Source organism: Acidisoma sibiricum, from assembly GCF_057837225.1.
The window spans coordinates 3,227,077-3,246,279 of sequence record NZ_CM174445.1 but is presented as its reverse complement, the minus strand read 5'-3'; the positions used below and the strand labels follow the sequence as shown (position 1 = coordinate 3,246,279).

Here is a 19,203-nt window from a genome sequence, read left to right as displayed (position 1 = left end):
CTGCAGCGGCGCTGATGCCGGGCCAGGGTTTCGATGGAGCGGCTTCGGTCCAATACGGATGACGATCAGACCTATGACGTATGAGGCAGGCCTGTCGTGAGAGCGCCTGCGCCTCTGACCCCGCGTGAGCCTCGGCGCACGCCGCCGGTGCCGCGTTCCCCGCGGCGGCCACGGCCGCGGCGCGGTCGCGCGCTGGGCCTGGTCCTCGCTGGCATCGTCCTGCTCTTCGCCCTGCTGTGGTTCGGACCGCGGCTGGCGGATTGGAGCGCGCATCGTGCCGCGGTGCAGGCCGTGGCCAGCGAGATTCTCGGCCGGGACGTGCAGATCGACGGCGAGATCCACCTTATCCTGCTGCCGCAGCCGTCGATCACCGCTGAGCGGGTCAAGATCAATGACGGCGGTGACGGCGTGCGCATGACGACCGGCGGCCTGACGCTGAACCTGTCGCTGGGCGCGCTTATCACCGGCCGTATTGCCGTGACGCATGTCGAGCTGACCAAGCCGGATATCAGATTGCCCTGGCCGCTGCCGGGCGGCCCGGAAGCCGTGGAACCGCCGCCTTGGCTGGCAGCGCTTTCGGCCGATGTCACGCATGCCACCCTGACCTTGGGGGCGCTGCGCGTGACCGATGCCGATTTCGCCGTTGTGACCGGTGGAGCCGACGACGCCTTGGAAATCAATGGCACGGCCAAGCTTGGTGGCCTGCCCTGGCAGATCGGTCTCGCGCTGTCCTGGCCTGCGTCGGAGGGCAGCGCGCCGGTACGGATGACCTTTGCGAGTACCGCCGCCCCCGACACTAAGGTTGAGCTGCAGGGTCTGCTGAACGAGGACGGCAAGCTTGCCGGCCAGTTCACGGCCAGGGGCGCTGATCTTTCAGCTTTCGTGGCTGCCCCCGCGCTCAGCTTCGACGCGCAGGGCCAGCTGATGGCCGATGGCCGCACGGTCTATCTGACCGGTATCGCGGCGACCCTGGGCAGCATGGCCATGACAGGCGATGTGCTGTTGCATCTGGTCACCCCCCAGGTTGCGCGGACCTCGACCCCGCGCCTGTCCGTTGATCTGCATACGCCGTCGCTCGACCTAGCCCCCTGGCTCAAAGCCTTCCCATCCGGCAGCGGCCGTGGCCTGCCCATGACGCTGTCGCTCGATGCCGACGCCGCGCTCTACGGCGACGGCCTGCTTCGCCATTTCGGCGTCAAACTGTCGACATCGCCGACGCGCCTCCGTCTTGATTCCCTGACCGCGGTGCTGCCGGGCGAGGCCGGACTGTCGCTCTCCGGTTACTACGATCCGCAGGCAGCGGGCTTCAGCGGGCAGATGCGGCTATCTGCCCCGTCTCCGCTCGTAACGCTGCATTGGTTGGCCCAGGCGGGTCTGGTGCCAGACCTTTCGGATGCGCTGTCGGGCCTCAGCACCCTGGCTATCGATTCGCATCTGGATGCCGCGCCGGGCCAGATCGCGATGACCGGGATCGACGGTTTGATGAACGACACCACCATGACCGGTGGTCTGGTCATGACCACGGGCAAGCCCGCGCATATCTCCGCCGGCCTCTCGTTCGCACGCATTGACCTGGGAAATTGGCTGCCGGGCGCCTGGCTGGTCAGCCCGCCACGACCCGATGTGCTGGCCCACCAGCTTACGGGTATCACAGCCGATCTGCAGCTTTCGGCCGATGAGGTTTGGCTCGGTGGCGACCGCCTGGATCATGCGCTGTTCGATGGCGCGATCGACAATGGCAGCCTCAACCTCAGGCAATTCGCGGCCCAGGACGGCGGCATGCAGATACTGGCCTCGGGCGCCATGGATGCGAAAGGCGCTGTGAGCAATGGCCGCGTGGTGCTGACCGCGCCGCATGCGACGCCGATCGTGGATCTGCTGCCGGCACTGCTGGGCAACCTCAATACGGATATCTGGTCCGATCCGCTGTCGGCCACCGTCAGCGCAGCAGGACCGACCAGCGCCCTGGCGCTGAACCTGCAGGGCAGCCTGGGTGATTTGAGCTTTTCCGCGCAGCCGGTGCTCGACCTCCTGCATGACCGCTGGCAGGGCGCCGTGACGCTGCAGCATCCGAGTGCGCGGCGGCTGATGGCCGCTCTGGGCTTCAGCCAATCCGGTGCCTGGCTGGGGGAGGGCTCGCTCTCTGTCGTGGCGAACGCCGCGACCGACGGCCGCAGCTGGCGCGTCAGCCCGCTCACCTTCAGTCTTGGCCTTCTTCATGGCAGTGGCCATCTGGCGCGTCAGACCAAGGGGCCGCCAGATGAGCGGCGGGTGACGGGGGCGCTGTCCTTCGCTGCTTTGCCCTGGCCTCACCCGGACGCGGCAGAGCCTTTGCCCATGGACCTTTTGCAGGGCTGGGACGCCACGCTGGACCTGGGCATTGGCGCCATTACCGATGACCTGACGCCGGTGGCCACCAAGATCAGGGGCAATCTTGATGTCTCTGACGGTGTCCTGCGACTGGCGCTGGAACATGCCCAGGTGCTGGGGGGCGAGGCTTTCGGTGCGATCAAGGTGACGCGGGCTGATCCGCCGCAGGCGGAAGCCGAGCTGGGCCTGGAGAATGGTCAGATCGGACAGGTCGGCGCTCTGCCGCACTGGCTGCCCGATGGTCTCAAAATCCAAGGGTTGAGCGGTCAGGTGACGCTATCCGCCCATGGCTACAGCCTGGCCTCCTGGCTCGCCAGTCTGGCCGGTAAAGTCGATGTCACCGCAGGGGCCGGAAGTTTGCCGGGATTGACGCTGGCCGCAACGGCGGGTGCGACGGCCGGCCTATCCTCAGCCTCCGCCGGCAAGGCTTTGTTCAGTGGCGCGACGCCGTTTGACCGGCTGACCGTCTCTGCCACCCTCAATCAGGGGGAACTCGGCATCGGCGACTTTAGCCTGTCCGGGAGCGCGGGCGCCCTCGGCGTGACCGGTCAGGTCGATCTGGTGCGCGGCATCTGCAATCTCGATCTGGCTCTCAAGCCGGCAGGCGCCGCGGCTGGTGCTGCCGTGTTGCGCGGTCCTGTCCACAGCCCCGCCGCCTGGATTGTCGCGACCCCGCCAGGCGGCTAGAGGCGCGGCCGGCTAGGCGCCGCCGGCTAGGCGCCGTCCTCTGACGACCGATCGCGCAAGGCCCAGACACGCAAAGCGGATGCCAGCGGACGGGCCTCGGCGCGCTCAGCATCGACCACCATCACCAGCGCCGCCAGCGTCTCCCCGCGCCGCCGCGCGGACGCTTCGAGCACGGCCCAAAACTCAGATTCCAATGCCACCGAAGTACGGTGACCCGCGATCGTGAAGCTTCTTTTAATCAACATCGCGTAATGAGTTCCGTAGAGTGACAGTGCGATGAACACGAAAGCGGGCGCCTGTCGGCTATGCCGGGAGAGGTGTATTGAACAAGCAGGCGAACAGACAATTTGCGTGGGGTGAAGAGATTGCCCCATGCGTTCTGCCATAGCCAAAGCGGTGTAAACTTAGTAACGTAATTGCATCGAAAATGGCCCGCACTTTCTTCATGTGTGACATCAAAAAATAAGCATAATTCCTTGGTCACAAATAATTTTCTTTCCCCGCCAACAGCCTCTCGACTAGATGCAGCTCAGGCTTGGCAAGCCCCATTTGGGACGATGCCGGCCGGTTTGGACTTCGCCAGGAGATTTCGGTGAAACAGTCTTACGTAATTGAAATCGACGGTGTTTTCGTCGGTGCTGCAGCCTTCTACGGGGACAGCTACCGGTTTGTCGGTGTCGATTCCCGTCTCAAGGACCTGGACGGCCAGCGCTTTGCCGATCTGTCCCAAGTCCGCGAAGCCGCAAGCCGGGCCTATCGCCTGGCCCCGCTGGCGGCGCGTCCGCCGGTCAAGACCGTGGCGACCCGTGCCGCCGCCTGACGTGCCTAAATGATGGAGAGGGCCAGCCGCATGCTGGCCCTGCTGCCGCCGGCCGGCACAGCATGGCGGCAGAGCGCCTTGCGCAGCGCTTAGTGCAGAATCAGTTTCTGGTGGGGACTGTCCAGGCTGAAGGTCGGAATCGTGACCTCGAAGACGTCGCCGGTCGCGGTAGCCACCATCTCATAGCTGCCAGCCATAAATCCGGTTGATGTGTCGAGCGGTGTGCCGGAGGTATATTCAAAGCTCTCCCCCGGATCGAGCACCGGCTGCTCCCCCACCACCCCATCGCCATGTACACGCTGAACGCGGCCCGCGGCATTGGTGATCCGCCAGCTGCGGCGCAGGAGCTGAACGGACTGCTGGCTCTGATTGTCGATCGTCACCCGGTAAGCCCAGACGAAGCGGCCCTCGTCGGGTTGGGATTGGTCGTCCAGGTAGAAGGATCGCACGGTGACGCGGATGCCCCGCGTGGTCTCGATATAGGCGTCAGTCATGATGCTCCGCCCTGTCAGCGGTCCTTTGGGCGTGTGGCGGGTATGGCGTGAGGCTGCCCCGGGAGTGGCAGCCTACGCTCAGCGGCGAAGAGCGGCAATCACACCCGCGTCAGGCCGCAATCCGGCGGCGGCCGGCGGCGATTTCAGTAATCTCCGCGGCCGGCCGCTCCGCCGTAATGGCCTGCGCGGCCAGCTCGCCGGTCAGGGCGCCCAGCTTGAAACCATGGCCCGAGCAGGCGCTGATCAGCCAGCCCTTCGGCCCCAGCGGCTTCTGGATGAAATGCTCGTCATCTGTCACCGTGTAATAGCAGGCCTTGCGCTCCAGGACCTGGTAGCGGCCGTAGTCCCGCAGCACGCGCGGCAATAGGCCGGTCAGGCGTGCCACATCCTGCTCCGTGGCGCGGCGGTCTTCGTCCGCATCGCCACGGCGGGTAAAGACATGGTCGCCGACTTTCAGGCGCATGCCGCGGCGCGGCGGCAGAATGTAGCAGCTGGTGTCGTCGCCGATATCGGCCATCACGCCGGCCTCCTGCCAGGCTTCCGTCAGGTCAGGCGGTGGGGCCAGGAAAATGACGGCCTGGCGGGAGGGCACGGCCTCCTGACGCAGCTCCGGCACCAGCCGGTCGGCCCAGGCGCCGGCGGCGATGACCACGTAATCGCCGGTGAAGGTCTTGCCATTGGCGACAAGAGTGCCTTTCTCGGCATCGATCGCGGTTACATCATGCAGGGCATGGAAACTGGCCCCCTGGGAGCCCAGCAAATTGATCAGGCCGCGGATGATGCGATAGGGAAACAGAATGCCGGCGCCGCCGGTTTCCACTACTCGCGTCACCGTTTCCAGATTGATCATCGGATAGCGCTGCTCGGCCTTTCCGAGCGGAATGTCGCGATAGCGGATACCCATCTCGGTCAGCGCCGTGGCGGTGCCATGATACCAGGGCGTCTCTTCATGGATGAAATAGGTCGCACCCGTCGGCTCGTAATGCGTGGCGCCCAGATCCTTCCACAGCCGGTCCCACAGCTTGAAAGCATGGGGCATGAGATGGGCATAGCCCTCGAACTCGCCATAGGCATGGCGGGAGATGCGATGCTCATCCCAGGATGAGCTGACCGGGTTCGGAATCGGACCCCGGTCGAAAATATCGACATCATAGCCGCGCCGCTTCAGGCTCCAGGCGGTCGACAGACCCGCGATCCCCGCGCCGACGATCAGAACTTTCCCTTTGGCAGCCATTGCCTTCGCCCTTCCTCAAGCCTGCGCCAGATACGCGCCTGCATCCGATTCATAATCCGGCAGGATAGGCGGAACCCAGCCCTGCCGCACGCGCCAATCGCGCGGCAGGTTCGCGAAACGGCTGAGGCTGAGCTTGCCGATATCGGCGAAGCTGCAGCGTCCCTCCAGGACAAGATCACGAATCGCATGTCCCGTCGCCGGCGAGAGGCCGAATCCGACGCTGCTCATGGTGGTGACTGTCAGGTTGTCGGGCTCCGACAGCCGGTCGATGACAGGGCGACCGTCGGGCGTATTTTCGATGATGCCGGCCCAGGACCGGATGACGCGCACATGTGCGGCTTTGGGGAACAGCTCGACCAGCCGGCGCGACAGGTTCTGCAGCAGCTGGGTGGACGGGCGCGTCACCGCGCCACCTTCGGGCGGCGTGTCGGCCAGCCATTCATGCGGGCCGCCGCCATAGGCAAGGTTGCCGCGCAACGTCTGGCGTCCGTACAGCCCGTTGCCGTCGACGCCGCCGATTTTCATCAGGGGCAGCGGCTCGGTCACGATCATCTCGGCCCGGGCCGGGGCCACGGGAAGATAAAGGCCGATCGTTTCCAGCAGCGCGCCGGTCTGGGGGCCGGCGGCAAGCACCAGATGGTCGCAGTCGAAGCGGCCGAGTGAGGTTTCCACGCCCTTAACCTTGCCGCCTTCGACGATGAGCGAGGACACCGCCGTGTGCTGCAGAATGCGGCCGCCAAGGTCCTGCAAGGCCCAGGCATAGGCCTGCACCGTGCGCTGCGGATTGGCCTGACCGCCGAAGTGATAATAGACCGAGCCGACGACGTTATCGCCCGCGAGGGGCACCAGCTCGCGCGTCTGCTTTGGGTCCAGCGTTTCGTAGCGGTAGCCCATCCTGGCGCAGATCTCGCCATGATCCTGATACTGTGCGAGCTGCTGCTCGGTCAGCGCCATGATGACGCGTTCGGCGCGGTGCTCGGTCGGATAGCCCAGCAGCTCATCCATCTGCGGCCACAGCCGCTGCTCCTCATGGAATAGCGGGCTCTGGTAATGGGTGCAGCCGCCGCCATTGCGGCCCGATGCCTCCCAGCCGACGATGCCCTTCTCGATGACCAGAACATCGACACCGTCGCGCGCCAGCCACCAGGCGGCGCTGAGGCCGGTGACGCCGCCGCCGATGACGATGACCGACGCCTGTTTCTTGATTTCCGACATTTCCCAGCCCCTCAGAAATGCGTCATCCGGCCGGCGCGCTGCGTCTCGCGCTCCGTGCCGATATCGTCATAGGGAATCCATTGGCTGCGGATGCCGAACCAGACGTTCCAGCCTTCGACCATGCCGAGCGTCTCAGAGTCTGCGGCCAGCACACCGAGCGGCAGCGGCCGCACCGGGGCACGGTAGCCGGCCAGCGCGATGGAACTGAGCGGCCGGTCCGTGCCGATCGCCATGATCATCGCCACCTGCTCGCGGCAGCGGCGGGCCTGGCAGGGCCCCATGCAGGCGCGGGTCAGCCGCTTGATCTGGTCCTGGTTGACAGGTCCATCCTCGGCGAGCTGCGTCAGGCTGTTATGGCGCGCGGTCGGTGCTGCGAGGTAGCGGGGCGGCTGCACATCGAGCAGATCCCGCCGCGACACCTCTTCGCAGGAACAGGCGATGACGTCCCGCCCGCCGGTCTCCAGCAGGGCGCGCATCCAGTCCATCCGGTAGGCGTCGGTATCGGGCGGCAAGACGGGCGCGCAAGCGCTCGGCACTGCCTCCGCCGCGGCGGGATGGCCGAGCGAGGCGAGGGCGGCGGTGGCCGCCGCCATCCCGGTGGCCGTGGCGTCAGAGCCTAATCCGGCCGCGTCGCCCGCAACGAAGATCCCCGCGGGCAGCGTGCCGGGCACGAAGGCGCCGGCTTCGTCCCGCCGAATGTGGGCGCCGGCAACATCGGCCAGATCGATCACCGGCACGGCGCCGATGGCGAGGCAAATCGTATCGCACAGGATGCGGCGCGGCGCGCCGCCGGCAACCGGGGCCAGCAGGGCGGCGGTGACGCCCTCGGCATTGCCCTCCGCCTCCAGGATGGCGTGGCCGGTGACGATCTCGACGCCGCGCGCGACCAGCGTCGAAACATCCGCCTGCGGCCTGTCCCGCACCTCGACCAGGGCGGTAACCTCAAACCCGGCGTCGAGCGCGGCCGTGGCCGTCGCAACCGCCAAATCGCCGCTGCCGAGGATGACGATACGCTGGCCGTTGAAAGCCGCATAAGTCTGGATGAGCGCGGTCAGGCCCAGCGCGCCGACCACGCCGGGCGTCTCAAACCCCCGGAAGGAATAGACCAGGTCGCGCGCGCCAGTCGCGATGATCAGGCGGCGGAATCCGACCAGCCAGGAGCGCGTCTCATCGGCCAGACCCACCACAGGCTCGGGCAGGGAGCGCAGATTGGGGCCGCCGGTAAAGGCACCCCAGGCATAGGTGCCGAGCCTGACATCGATGCCAAGCTCGAAAGCCTCTTCCAGGCCAGGATTGGCGGTCAGCACCTGTTCCAGCATGCGGCCCTGGTTCTGCACCGCCGGCGTCCAGCGATTGCCGAAGAGCAGCGGCACATCCATGCCGATCAGCCCGGCGCCGAGCGGATTTTCATCCACCAGCATGACCTGTGCGCCGCCTTTCGCGGCAGCAATGGCCGCGGCCAGCCCTGCGCGGCCGGCGCCGATGACGACAATCTCGGTCCGTTCGTCCGCGCGGATATGCTTTTCGCCGATGGCGTGAAAGTCGGATACGACGTCTTCGTCTTCCATCAGACAGCCTCCAGCGCTTGGGCAAGATCGGCGATCAGGTCGGCCGCCGTTTCGATGCCGACAGAGACGCGCATCGTGGCGGGGCCGATATGCACGGCAAGGCGGTTCTCTTCCGGCACCGCGTAATGGGTGGTCGTCGCCGGATGACAGATCAAGGTTTCCGTCCCCCCCAGGCTCACGGCGAAGCGCAGGAGCTTTAATTGATCCAGAAAACGGAAGGCGCCGGCCTCGCCGCCCTCGACATCGAAGGAGAAGGTGGAGCCGGGTCCCGCGCATTGCCGGTCATAGACCGCGCGCGCTGTGCTGCCGTCCTCCAGAAAATTCAGATAGGTGATGCGGATCACCTTCGGATGGCCGCGCAGGAAAGCCGCGATCGTCTTCGCATTGGCGACCGCGCGTTCGGTGCGCAGCGCCATGGTTTCGACCGACCGCAGCAGCATCCAGCAATTATGCGGATCGGCGTGATTGCCGAGCAGCGTGCGGAGCTTTTTCAACCGCCCGACGAGGGCCGACGACCCGCTGATGCTGCCGCCCATGAAATCGCTGTGGCCGCCGGCATATTTGGTCAGCGAGGTCAGGCACAGATCGGCGCCATGTTCCAGCGGGCTCTGCAGGAACGGCCCCAGGAACGTATTATCCACCGAAATGATCGGCCGCTGCCCTTGGGCGAGGGCAATGCGGTCCGCCAGCCGGCTGATCAGCGCTATATCGGCAATGGCACAGGTCGGGTTGGCCGGGCTTTCCACCATGATCAGCGTGAGGGGACCTTTGGCCATGGCGGCGTCAGCGACCTGCGTCAGATGCGCCTCGTCCACGCCATCGGTAAAGCCGAAGGGGTGAACGCCCATCTCCGTCATATGGGTATTGAGCAGCATGTCCGTGCCACCATAGATCGGGCGGCTATGCATGACGCTGTCGCCCGGCCGCAGAAAGCATTGGGCGAGGGTGGAGACCGCCGCCATGCCGGAGGAGAAGAGGGCAGAATCCTCGGCGCGATCCAGCACCGCGATGCGCGTCTGCGCCATGACCAGGTTGGGGTGGTCGAGGCGCGCATAGATGAAGCCGTTCTTGCCGGATTTTTCCGGCACGTCGCCATCGAAAAAGGCCTGATGCACGGCGCGCGCGACGGCGGCCGACGGATAGACGAAGGTGGAGGTCATATAGATCGGCGGCTTGGCCGCGCCATTATGCTCGGCCGGGTCGTAGCCGGCGCCGATCGCCAGCGTCTCCAGTGACAAGCCTTTGCCCTGTGCGGAGTCCGCCATGGTCAAACCTTCAGAACGAGATGGGAGCGGGGATAGGCGCAGCAGGCAAGGATGTCGCCATCGGCCACTTCATCCTCCTCGATGCCGCCTTGATGGGTCATCTCGACCGTGCCTTCCAGCTTGCGGATGCGGCAGGTGCCGCAGATACCGTCGCCGCAGGCATAGGAGATGGCAATGCCAAGGCGGCTGGCGGCGGTCAGCACCGTCTCCTCCGGCCCGATCGCCACGCTTTTGCCGGACGGTTCAAACCGCAGCGTGAAGCCGCCGGGCTGCGTCCCGGGTTCGGCCTTGGCCGTGTGCGTCACCGCCAGTTCAGGAATCGGGATAGCCAGGAATGCCTCCTTGCGGAAGGCGTCGGCCGGACCACCGGCCTGGGCATGGGCGGTCTCGATCGCCGCCATGAAACCGGCCGGCCCACAGCAAAAAACCTCCCGCTCGGCAAGATCGGGGGCCATGGCCGCAAAGGTCTCGGCCGAGGGACGACCCTGCGCGGCACTCGTCAGCCAGTCAAGCTTCCAGCTGCCGAGGGCCGCGGCGATTGCCTCGATCTCCGGCCTGAACAGCCACTCGGCCTCGGATCGGGCGAGGTGGATGTAGTGAACCGGCGTTTGGTCGCCGATATCGCGCAAAAAGCGGGCGATGGCGGCCATGGGTGTGGCGCCGCTGCCGGCCGAGACCAGCAGCAGCGGCCGCTCGGGCGGATGCATCAGGCAGAAGGGACCGGCGGGCAGCTTTGCCGCAATCTCCATCCCGGCATGGAGGTGATGATGCATCCAGGCGGTGCCGGAGGCATTGATCGCGCCCGCATCGGCCTGAATCTTAATCGTGAGGTCGATCGCCCCTTCCTGCAGGGGCGATGAGGCGATGGTGAAGCAACGCCAGATCTCGCCCGTCGGCAGCGGCAGCCGCAGGGTCACGAACTGTCCGGCATGGAACCGCACAGCCGCGCCGCTCGCGGCCGTGAAGCGAAAGGTTTTGACGCCCGGCGCCTCCTGGGTGACGCTTAGGCAGCGCAGCAAGTCATCGCCGCCGCGCCAGACAGGCTTGTCGCTCACGCTCAATCGGCCGCGAGGGCTGCAAGCGTGGTATTGCCCTCAACCGCGTCAATATAGTCGAGCGCCTTGCTGACGTAATAGTTCGTGAAGCGCAGCACGAGCGATTCGGCCACCGCGGAATAGGGGCCGGGACGATAGCCCGGGCTGTCGACGCCACGCTGATTGAGTTCGCAAAGGTCGCGATCCTCCATATTGGTCACGTCCCACAGCTTCACGAGGTTCTCCAGATCGTAGTCCACGCCTTCGACCGCATCCTTATGGACGACCCATTTGCCCAGCACGAGGGTCTCCTTCGGGCTTACGGGGATGCAGGTGAACATGAAGGTGAAGTCGCCGGTGGAATGGCAGAAGCTGTGTGGCTCGAGCGCCCAGCGCAGGCTGCCGATATCGCCGTCGCCGACAGGGCACATCAGCTTTTTGACGGCCCGCTGCCCGTCCATGGTCATCGACACCATACCGTCATTGAGCGGAAAGCGCGCGGCCTGCCACCAATCGGCCTCCGCCGGCGCGCCGGGCAGGCCGAGCGCGGTCATGCGGGCGTCGAAATGCGCCTCGTGATCGCTCACCGATTCGAAATTGCCTTTGGCATAGATCGGGAAGGTCACGGCAAGTTCCGGGTGGCGACCGGCGCAGTGATAGCATTCCCGCGCGTTTTCCATGACGATCTTCCAGTTCGCCTTCTCCACCAGCGTCGCCTGATGGGCGATCTTTGCGTCCCTCAGATTATGCGCGGCCAGCATCGGGCCGACGGCCTCGCGGTACGGCGCGAAATCGGGCGGGGTGTCGCTCAGGCAGACATAGACCGTGCCTTCCAGCGTCTCCACATGGATCGGTGCCAGGCTATGGGCCGAGGCATCGAAATCATCGCCCATGCGGCCCGCAAAGATCAGCTTGCCGGCAAGGTCGTACGTCCATTGGTGATAGGGGCAGACGAGCCGCGCACTTTTGCCAGCGCCTTCCGGGCATAGCTCGGCCCCGCGATGCCGGCAGGTATTGTGGAAGCCGCGCAGGATGCCGTCCTTGCCGCGCATGATGATGACCGGCGCGCCACCGATCTTGAGGGACTGGTAGCTGCCGGCGGTGGGAAACTCGACCTCAAAGCCGACCAGTATCCAGCTCCGGTGGAAAATCGCCTTCTGGTCGAAAGCAAAGACGTCCGCGTCATTATAAAGCGATTGCGGCAGAGCGTGGCCCGGCCGCCGCGCCTGCAGAGCCGCTTTGATCCGACCGTATTCCGCCATCATCGCGTGTCCCCTTGCCGTGCAGACCGATAGCGCCCAGGCGCAGTCATAGATGATGACATGACCTGGGGGCGGGCTTGCAAATCGCATTTGTGCATATGGTTATCGAATTTCCGTAAGACCCCCATTTTTCCGCCGTAGACCGGCGATTTTCACCTAGCAATCCGCCGCGGACTGGGTCATAGATTCGGGCGGCGCTTTTGATCCTGGGCTATAAGTGTTTCGGTATGCGGGTTTCCGCGCGCCGCGCGCCTCCCCCCAAAGCAAAAGTCAGTTTGGCCCGCATGTTGCGGGTTGCCAGGTGCGAGGAGAGACCCGATGTCGGTTGGCACGGTTAAGTGGTTTAATGCAACCAAAGGCTATGGCTTCATTCAGCCGGAAGACGGCGGCGCCGATGTGTTCGTGCACATCTCCGCCGTGCAGCGCGCCGGTCTGGGCGGTCTGAATGAAGGCCAGAAGGTCAGCTTCGATCTGGAGCGTGGCCAGAAGGGCAAGATGGCGGCCGTCAACCTCAAGGTCTGACCGACCCGAGCGACACAGCCCGCGGCGCCAGGGGTAATCCCTGGTCCCGCGGGCTTTTTTTTGCCCAAAGACCGGACGGGTCCGGGCCTGCCTCCCTTGATCGAAATCAAGGCATCGCCAGACGGAGACTGGCACTCTCCTTTTGCCACAGGGCTTCCGATCACCGCCCGCGGCAAGGAGGATCGCATGTTGCTCGCCCGCGATATCATGACACGTGACGTCCGCACCGTGGGGCCAGATGCGACGGTCAGCGCCGTGATCCAGATCATGGTAGCCTGCCATGCCTCCGGCGTGCCGGTGGTGACGGGGTCCAGGCAAATCCTCGGCATCATCACGGAAGGTGATCTGCTGCGCCGGGTGGAGACCGCAACCGAACATGGTGCAGGCCACAAACCGCGCTATTTCCTGGATCTGCTTCTGGGGGGTGGGCGCGAGATCACCGATTACATCCGCAGCCATAGCCGTCGCGTCAGCGACCTCATGACCGAGGTGGTGGTGACGGTGGCCGAGGACGCGCCGCTGGCCGAGGTGGTGCGCCTGATGGAAAAGCATCGCGTGCGCCGCCTGCCGGTAGAGCGTGACGGGCGCCTGACCGGCATCGTCGCGCGGTCTGACCTGGTGGCAGCTCTCGACCGCCGTCTGGCTGACATCCTCACCCCGAGCCCGGAGCCCGTGCCGGACCCCGATCTGGAGGCGCGCATCATGTCAGCGCTCGACGCCGCGGGCTGGTTTGCCAGCAATGCCAGTGTCGGCGTGCGCGTGGCGGCCGGTGTCGCCACTCTCGAAGGGGTCATTCATGATGAGCGGCTGCGCACGGCCATCCGTGTCACGGTGGAGAATGTGCCCGGCATCGCGGCGGTCCAGGACAAGATCGTCTATGTGGAGCCGATGACGGGGTCGATCTACCCGGCCTGACCGGATAGGGGGGCCGACGCAGCCGAAAGCGGGGCTGTGCGGCGCGATGCGTGACGGCTATAGGGCAGAGAAACTGACTGTTTCCTGTTTCAGCATCGGACCATCCCATGTCATCTGGCGAGATTCGCCCCCTTCTGATTACGCATAGTGGCAAATTCCATTGCGATGAGGTCTTTGCCTATGCCGTTCTCCGTCTGGCACTTGGACTGAAGCGGGCAGGGGAAGACCATCGCCTGCTGCGCACGCGGGATGCACGGCTGATCGAGACCGGGGATATCGTCTGGGATGTCGGAACCGTCTTCGATCCGGCTCTCAGTCGTTTCGACCACCATCAGCGCGGCGCCCCCACCCGGCCTGACGGCACGCCCTATTCCGCGGCGGGGCTCATCTGGCAGGTCTATGGCGTGCCCGCGATTGCGGCCCTGCTCGGGCCGCACGGCGAGGCGGATGCAGGGCTGGCCCAGGCCATTGCGGCGGAACTGGATGACAGCGTCCTGCGGCGCATCGACGAGCTGGACAATGGCGTATCGCCCCGCGGGCCGGTGCAGGATGACGGGCTGGGGCTCGGCCGCCTGATCGGCGACTTCAACCCAAGCTGGGACAGCCCGGAGTCCAGCGGCCCGGCGGCGGGTGACGCGGCTTTCCTGGAGGCGGCGGATTTCGCGTCCGGCGTTCTGGCCCGGCGGGTCGATATGCTGCGCGCCCGTCATCTCGCCGATGGGCGCGTGCTGGCCGCGCATGCGGCGGGGGAGGACCCCAGGATACTCGTGCTCGACCGTGGCATGCCCTGGAAGAATACGGTCTTCGCCCGCGATTTGCCGGTCATCTACTGCGTCAGCCAGGCATCCAACGGCAATTGGATGATCGACACCATGCCGCCGGAAAAGGAGTCCTTTGCCCAGCGTGTGCCGCTGCCTGAGGCCTGGGCGGGGCTGGAGCGGGAGGCTTTGGCCGCCACGTCAGGCGTGCCGGACGCGGTCTTCGTCCATCTGCGCCGCTTTGTCGGCGCCGCCAAAAGCCGGGATGGGGCGCTGGAGATGGCCCGTCGGGCGCTGGCCATCGGCGCGGCGGCAGCGAAGGACGCTGACCCGGCGCCGAACGGCGGCTGAACCTGCCTCGGCGTCAGAACTCGTTCCAGCCGTCACCGTCGTCTCCCCCTGCGCCTGCCATGGCGCGTGCAGGGGCAGGGGGCCTGCTCTGGCCCGTCGCCGCGCGGGGGCGGGGTGCCGGCGACCGCAGTGCGGTAGGGCCACTGGCTCTCTTCACGGGCGCGCCCGCCCCGGCGGGGCTGTCGCCTAGGCTGAATTGCCCGACCAACCGGCTGAGCGCTTCGGCCTCTTTCGCCAGGCTGTGGCTGGCGGCGGTTGCCTGCTCCACCATGGCCGCGTTCTGCTGCGTCACCTGATCCATCTGGTTCATCGCGGTATTGACCTCAGCCAGGCCGGTGGCCTGTTCCTGCGCCGAGGCTGCGATATCGTTGATCAGCGCGTTGAGCCTGCCGACCTGCTCGACGATCCGGTCCAGCGCGCGGCCGGTCTCGCCCACCAGCCGCACGCCGCTTTCCACCTCCCGGCCGGAGGTGGAGATCAGCGCCTTGATCTCCTTGGCTGCATCGGCCGAGCGCTGGGCCAGCGCACGCACTTCGGTCGCGACCACCGCAAAGCCGCGCCCAGCCTCACCGGCGCGGGCGGCCTCAACCCCGGCATTGAGGGCCAGAAGATTGGTCTGGAAGGCGATTTCGTCGATCACGCCGATGATATTGCCGATCTGCTTGGAGGAGTTCTCGATGCCGCTCATGGCGCCGACGGTCTCCCGCACCACCGCGCCGGATTGTTCGGCATCCTCCTTGGCGGTGATGGCCGTGCTGCGGGCGGCGGTCGCGTTCTCAGCGGTTTTGCGCACCGTCGCGGTAATCTCATCCAGGGCGGCCGCGGTTTCTTCCAGACTGGCGGCCTGCTGCTCCGTGCGCCGCGACAGGTCATCGGATGCCTGGCTGATTTCCCCAGCGCCCGAGCGTACCCCTTGCGTATTGGTGGAGATGGAGATCATCGTCTCCTGCAGCTTGTCCATCGCCCCGTTAAAATCATGCCGCAGCTTTTCGTATTCGGCGGCGAAAACCTGGTTGAGGCGGAAGATCAAGTCTCCGGCGGAAAGCTTTTCCAGGCCAAGGGCAAGCGCATCCACCACCAGACTGGCTTGCTGGGCGGCCTGCGCTCTGATGGCTTCCTGCTGCTGGCGCTGCTCCTCGGCATGGGCGCGCTGCTGGGCGGTTTCAGCCTCCAGGCGGATCTTGTCGCGCCCGGCATCGCGGAAGATTTCGACCGTGCGGGCAATGGCGCCGACCTCATCCCGCCGTTCGGTGCCTTCGACGGTGATGTCATACTTGCCATTGGTCAGCTGCCCCATGAAGTCCAGCTGGCGGCGGATCGGGGCAATGATCCAGGCGCGGGCGCCGAAAACCGCCAGGGAGGCGATGATGATCAGGCCGATGATGATGCCGGCATAGGTGGTCAGAATGGTCCTGCTCGTCTGGGCTTTTACTTGCGCCGCAGATGCGGCAACTTCGCCCCGCAGCGTGGCGACTTTGGAGGTGATCTCGGTCAGCAGCGGTAGGAAGAGCGGGGCGCATTGATCAAGATATTCGCGTTGGGTCGTGAGAAGAGCCGTGGGCGTCGTCGCCGCCGCCATGTCGCTGATGCTTTTCTGGCATTTATTATTGATAGTATCGAGGACCGTTTTCTTGAAAGACTGGTATTCGCTCGCATGCTCCGGCACCAAATTGGCCGCCTGTTCTATCATCTGCGTGAAGTTGCCGAGATCGGATTTCATCTCGGCGAGGCTCGTGGCATTCATGGCGTCCGTATAGTCCAGCCCAAGCTCGGCAATGCCGGCGCGCTCTGATTGCAAGAAACGGGACGCGCGGGTGAGAGAGGTCGCGGCGGCGCTCGGGCCTTCCAGGAGATTGTTGTATCGTGACCCGATCGCGCTGATCTGACCTGACGAATAGAAGGCAACGCCGAGAACGAAGAGGCCGAAGAGCCCCACGATCATCATGATTTTGAGCGTGATAGGGACGTTCTTCAACCGAATCTCTCCTTGACTGGCGGGGCTCTGCGCCCGTGCATCGTGCCGCCGAGTTGGACGCTCGACCGGTCATACAGGGGCAATGGTAAAGTTCCGTTGATGGAACTTTGAATTTTCTCGAAGCTATAAGGATTTGTCGAAGCGAGAGATCCTGAATGGCGCCGGACGACGGTCAATACCGTGAAAGACCGTCATTACCCCGTCCGGCGTCGAACGGCGGCTGAACGCCGGACGTCCAAGTTTGTGAGCCTTTAGTGGACCCTGGTCACCCCGTCATGCCCACGCAAGTGGGCATCTTCCTGACCACCGCACGCAACACCTCGCCGGGAATGGCGCCGCGCCGTCAGAAGATACCCGCTTGCGCGGGTATGACGCTATTGAATGGTCGAATCCGGCTAACTCTAGAACTCATTCCAGCCGTCACCGTCATCAGCCCCGGCGCTGGCCAGGGCGCGGGCCGGTGCCGCGGGCCTGCTCTGGCCCGTCGCTGCGCGCAGACGCTGGGCGGGTGACCGGGGTGCGGCCGGGCTAGATGGTTTCTTCGTTGGCGCGCTGGGTCCGCCGGCACCGTCGCCCAGGCTGAATTGCGCGACCAGCCGCCCAAGCGCTTCGGCCTCCTTGGCCAGGCTGTGGCTGGCGGCGGTTGCCTGCTCCACCATGGCCGCGTTCTGCTGCGTCACCTGATCCATCTGGTTCATCGCGGTATTGACCTCGGCCAGGCCCGTCGACTGTTCCTGGGCTGAGGCCGCGATATCGCCGATCAGCGCATTCAGCTTGCCGACCTGCTCGACAATCCGGTCCAGCGCGCGGCCGGTTTCACCCACCAGACGCACGCCGCTTTCCACCTCCCGGCTGGAGGCGGAGATCAGTGCCTTGATCTCCTTGGCCGCATCGGCCGAACGCTGAGCCAGCGCGCGCACTTCGGTCGCGACCACCGCAAAGCCACGTCCGGCCTCACCGGCACGGGCGGCCTCAACCCCGGCATTGAGGGCCAGAAGATTGGTCTGGAAGGCGATTTCATCGATGACGCCGATGATATTGCCGATCTGCTTGGAGGAGTTCTCGATGCCGCTCATGGCGCCGACGGTCTCGCGCACCACTGCGCCGGATTGTTCGGCATCATCCTTGGCGGTGATGGCGGTGCTGCGGGCGGCGGTCGCATTCTCAGCGGTCTTGCGCACCGTCGCGGTAATCTCATCCAGGGCAGCCGCGGTTTCTTCCAGGCTGGCCGCCTGCTGTTCCGTGCGCCGTGACAGGTCATCGGAGGCCTGGCTGATTTCCCCGGCGCCCGAGCGTACCCCTTGCGTATTGGTGGAGATGGAGATCATCGTCTCCTGCAGCTTGTCCATGGCCCCATTGAAATCATGCCGCAGCTTTTCGTATTCGGTAGCGAAAACCTGGTTGAGGCGGAAGATCAGATCGCCTTCCGAGAGCTTTTCGAGACCTATGGCGAGCGATTCGACCACCAGACTCGCCTGCTGAGCGGCCTGCGCCTTCAAAATCTCCTGCTGCTGGCGCTGCTCCTCGGCATGGGCGCGCTGCTGGGCGGTTTCGGCTTCGAGGCGTACCTTGTCGCGACCGGCATCGCGGAAGATTTCGACCGTGCGGGCAATGGCGCCGACCTCGTCACGCCGCTCGGTGCCCTCTACGGTGATATCGTAATTGCTATTGGCGAGTTGGCCCATGAAGTCCAGCTGGCGGCGGATCGGCGCAATGATCCAAGCACGCGCGCCGAAGACGCTGAGACTGGCGATGATGATCAGGCCGATGATGATGCCGGCATAGGTGGTCAGAATGGTCCGGCCGGTCTGGGCCTTCACCTGCGCGACGGAGTTGTCCACCTCGCCCCGCAGCGTGGTGACTTTGGTGGTGATCTCGGTCAGCAGCGGTAGGAAGAGCGGGGCGCACTGGTCCAGATATTCATGCTGAGTCGCGAGAATGGCCGTAGGCGTCGTCGCCGCCGCCATGTCCTTGATGGTTTTGCCGCATTTGTTGTTGATGGTATCGAGAACCGTTTGCTTGAAGGACTCGTATTCGGTCGCGTGACTTGGCGCCAGCATCCCTGCTTGGTCCATCATTTGCGTGAAGCTGCTGAGATCGGATTTCATCGCGGCGACGGTCGCGGCATTCTGCGTATCGGTATAATCCAGCCCAAGCTCGGCAATGCCGGCGCGCTCTGATTGCAAGAAACGGGACGCGCGGGTGAGAGAGGTCGCGGCGGCGCTCGGCCCTTCCAGGAGATTGTTGTAGCGTGACCCGATCGCGCTGATCTGACCTGACGAATAGAAGGCAACGCCGAGAACGAAGAGGCCGAAGAGCCCCACGATCATCATAATCTTCATTGTAATGGGGACGTTCTTCAACCGAATCTCTCCTTGACTGGCGCGGCCCCGCGCCCCTGCATCTTGCCGGCGAGTTGGACGCTCGACCGCTCATACAAGGGCAATGGTAAAGTTCCGGTGATGGAACTTTGAATTTTCTCGAAGCTATAAGGATTTGTGGAAGCGAGAGATCCTGAATGGTGCAGGACGACGGTCGATACCGTTAAAGATCGTTATTACGCCGTCCGGCGCCGTCCGGCGCCGTCCGGCGTCGAACGGCGGCTGAACGCCGCACGTCCGAGTTTGTGAGCCTTTGGTTGACACAGGTCACCCCGTCATGCCCACGCAAGTGGGCATCTTCCTGACCACCGCACGCGGCACCTCGCCGGGTATAACTCAGCGCCGTCAGAAG

General features: G+C 65.0%; 15 protein-coding genes. 5 read left to right on the top strand and 10 right to left on the bottom strand.

Going from position 1 to position 19,203, the window contains the following annotated elements:
* Positions 1-147: 147 nt before the first annotated feature.
* On the top strand, positions 148-3,057 hold the full coding sequence (locus AC3G7M_RS15425) for an AsmA family protein (RefSeq protein ID WP_489213018.1): 2,910 nt from the start codon (positions 148-150) through the stop codon (positions 3,055-3,057).
* Positions 3,058-3,083: 26 nt separating this feature from the next.
* Here the strand turns inward: AC3G7M_RS15425 and AC3G7M_RS15420 are convergent, their stop codons facing one another.
* The gene (locus AC3G7M_RS15420) at positions 3,084-3,302 is read right to left on the bottom strand and encodes a ribbon-helix-helix domain-containing protein (RefSeq protein WP_489216069.1); all 219 of its coding nucleotides are present in this window, start codon (positions 3,300-3,302) and stop codon (positions 3,084-3,086) included.
* A 347-nt stretch (positions 3,303-3,649) separates the two neighbouring features.
* Between AC3G7M_RS15420 and AC3G7M_RS15415 the strand changes: the two genes are divergently transcribed.
* Positions 3,650-3,877, top strand: coding sequence for a hypothetical protein (locus tag AC3G7M_RS15415; RefSeq protein ID WP_489213017.1), 228 nt, complete (start codon positions 3,650-3,652; stop codon positions 3,875-3,877).
* Between the two features lie 89 nt (positions 3,878-3,966).
* Here AC3G7M_RS15415 and apaG read toward each other — a convergent pair whose 3' ends face one another.
* The 7 genes from apaG to AC3G7M_RS15380 form a co-directional block, all read right to left on the bottom strand.
* Positions 3,967-4,371, bottom strand: coding sequence for a Co2+/Mg2+ efflux protein ApaG (apaG, locus tag AC3G7M_RS15410; protein ID WP_489213016.1), 405 nt, complete (start codon positions 4,369-4,371; stop codon positions 3,967-3,969).
* A gap of 109 nt (positions 4,372-4,480) precedes the next feature.
* A complete protein-coding gene (locus tag AC3G7M_RS15405; RefSeq protein ID WP_489213015.1) occupies positions 4,481-5,605 on the bottom strand; it encodes an NAD(P)/FAD-dependent oxidoreductase in 1,125 nt (374 codons plus the stop codon).
* Positions 5,606-5,620: 15 nt separating this feature from the next.
* Positions 5,621-6,820 carry an NAD(P)/FAD-dependent oxidoreductase gene (locus AC3G7M_RS15400; RefSeq protein WP_489213014.1) on the bottom strand — a complete coding sequence of 400 codons (1,200 nt, stop codon included), beginning with the start codon at positions 6,818-6,820 and terminating at the stop codon, positions 5,621-5,623.
* Positions 6,821-6,831: 11 nt separating this feature from the next.
* The gene (locus AC3G7M_RS15395; RefSeq protein ID WP_489213013.1) at positions 6,832-8,388 is read right to left on the bottom strand and encodes an FAD-dependent oxidoreductase; all 1,557 of its coding nucleotides are present in this window, start codon (positions 8,386-8,388) and stop codon (positions 6,832-6,834) included.
* Positions 8,388-9,653 carry a cystathionine gamma-synthase family protein gene (locus tag AC3G7M_RS15390; RefSeq protein ID WP_489213012.1) on the bottom strand — a complete coding sequence of 422 codons (1,266 nt, stop codon included), beginning with the start codon at positions 9,651-9,653 and terminating at the stop codon, positions 8,388-8,390. Before AC3G7M_RS15390 ends, AC3G7M_RS15395 begins: the two co-directional genes overlap by 1 nt.
* A gap of 2 nt (positions 9,654-9,655) precedes the next feature.
* The gene (locus tag AC3G7M_RS15385; RefSeq protein WP_489213011.1) at positions 9,656-10,708 is read right to left on the bottom strand and encodes a flavin reductase family protein; all 1,053 of its coding nucleotides are present in this window, start codon (positions 10,706-10,708) and stop codon (positions 9,656-9,658) included.
* Between the two features lie 2 nt (positions 10,709-10,710).
* On the bottom strand, positions 10,711-11,952 hold the full coding sequence (locus tag AC3G7M_RS15380) for an aromatic ring-hydroxylating oxygenase subunit alpha (protein ID WP_489213010.1): 1,242 nt from the start codon (positions 11,950-11,952) through the stop codon (positions 10,711-10,713).
* 315 nt (positions 11,953-12,267) lie between these two features.
* On the opposite strand from AC3G7M_RS15380, the gene AC3G7M_RS15375 reads away from it, so the two are divergent.
* The 3 genes from AC3G7M_RS15375 to AC3G7M_RS15365 all read left to right on the top strand — a co-directional run bounded on the left by AC3G7M_RS15375 (position 12,268) and on the right by AC3G7M_RS15365 (position 14,495).
* Positions 12,268-12,471, top strand: a complete 204-nt coding sequence (locus tag AC3G7M_RS15375; RefSeq protein ID WP_227306586.1) for a cold-shock protein — start codon at positions 12,268-12,270, stop codon at positions 12,469-12,471.
* Between the two features lie 186 nt (positions 12,472-12,657).
* A complete protein-coding gene (locus tag AC3G7M_RS15370; protein ID WP_489213009.1) occupies positions 12,658-13,386 on the top strand; it encodes a CBS domain-containing protein in 729 nt (242 codons plus the stop codon).
* Between the two features lie 107 nt (positions 13,387-13,493).
* Positions 13,494-14,495: an MYG1 family protein gene (locus AC3G7M_RS15365; RefSeq protein ID WP_489213008.1), complete on the top strand. Its 1,002-nt coding sequence runs from the start codon at positions 13,494-13,496 to the stop codon at positions 14,493-14,495.
* A gap of 13 nt (positions 14,496-14,508) precedes the next feature.
* Here the strand turns inward: AC3G7M_RS15365 and AC3G7M_RS15360 are convergent, their stop codons facing one another.
* A complete protein-coding gene (locus tag AC3G7M_RS15360) occupies positions 14,509-16,470 on the bottom strand; it encodes a methyl-accepting chemotaxis protein (protein WP_489213007.1) in 1,962 nt (653 codons plus the stop codon).
* A 401-nt stretch (positions 16,471-16,871) separates the two neighbouring features.
* Positions 16,872-18,812, bottom strand: coding sequence for a methyl-accepting chemotaxis protein (locus AC3G7M_RS15355; protein ID WP_489213006.1), 1,941 nt, complete (start codon positions 18,810-18,812; stop codon positions 16,872-16,874).
* Positions 18,813-19,203: the final 391 nt, after the last annotated feature.

Coding starts and splice junctions, on each gene's coding strand:
- AC3G7M_RS15420 (WP_489216069.1), bottom strand. CDS start 3,302: ATGTTGATTAAAAGAAGCTTCACGATCGCGGGTCACCGTACTTCGGTG.
- apaG (WP_489213016.1), bottom strand. CDS start 4,371: ATGACTGACGCCTATATCGAGACCACGCGGGGCATCCGCGTCACCGTG.
- AC3G7M_RS15405 (WP_489213015.1), bottom strand. CDS start 5,605: ATGGCTGCCAAAGGGAAAGTTCTGATCGTCGGCGCGGGGATCGCGGGT.
- AC3G7M_RS15400 (WP_489213014.1), bottom strand. CDS start 6,820: ATGTCGGAAATCAAGAAACAGGCGTCGGTCATCGTCATCGGCGGCGGC.
- AC3G7M_RS15395 (WP_489213013.1), bottom strand. CDS start 8,388: ATGGAAGACGAAGACGTCGTATCCGACTTTCACGCCATCGGCGAAAAG.
- AC3G7M_RS15390 (WP_489213012.1), bottom strand. CDS start 9,653: ATGGCGGACTCCGCACAGGGCAAAGGCTTGTCACTGGAGACGCTGGCG.
- AC3G7M_RS15380 (WP_489213010.1), bottom strand. CDS start 11,952: ATGATGGCGGAATACGGTCGGATCAAAGCGGCTCTGCAGGCGCGGCGG.
- AC3G7M_RS15375 (WP_227306586.1), top strand. CDS start 12,268: ATGTCGGTTGGCACGGTTAAGTGGTTTAATGCAACCAAAGGCTATGGC.
- AC3G7M_RS15370 (WP_489213009.1), top strand. CDS start 12,658: ATGTTGCTCGCCCGCGATATCATGACACGTGACGTCCGCACCGTGGGG.
- AC3G7M_RS15365 (WP_489213008.1), top strand. CDS start 13,494: ATGTCATCTGGCGAGATTCGCCCCCTTCTGATTACGCATAGTGGCAAA.
- AC3G7M_RS15355 (WP_489213006.1), bottom strand. CDS start 18,812: ATGAAGATTATGATGATCGTGGGGCTCTTCGGCCTCTTCGTTCTCGGC.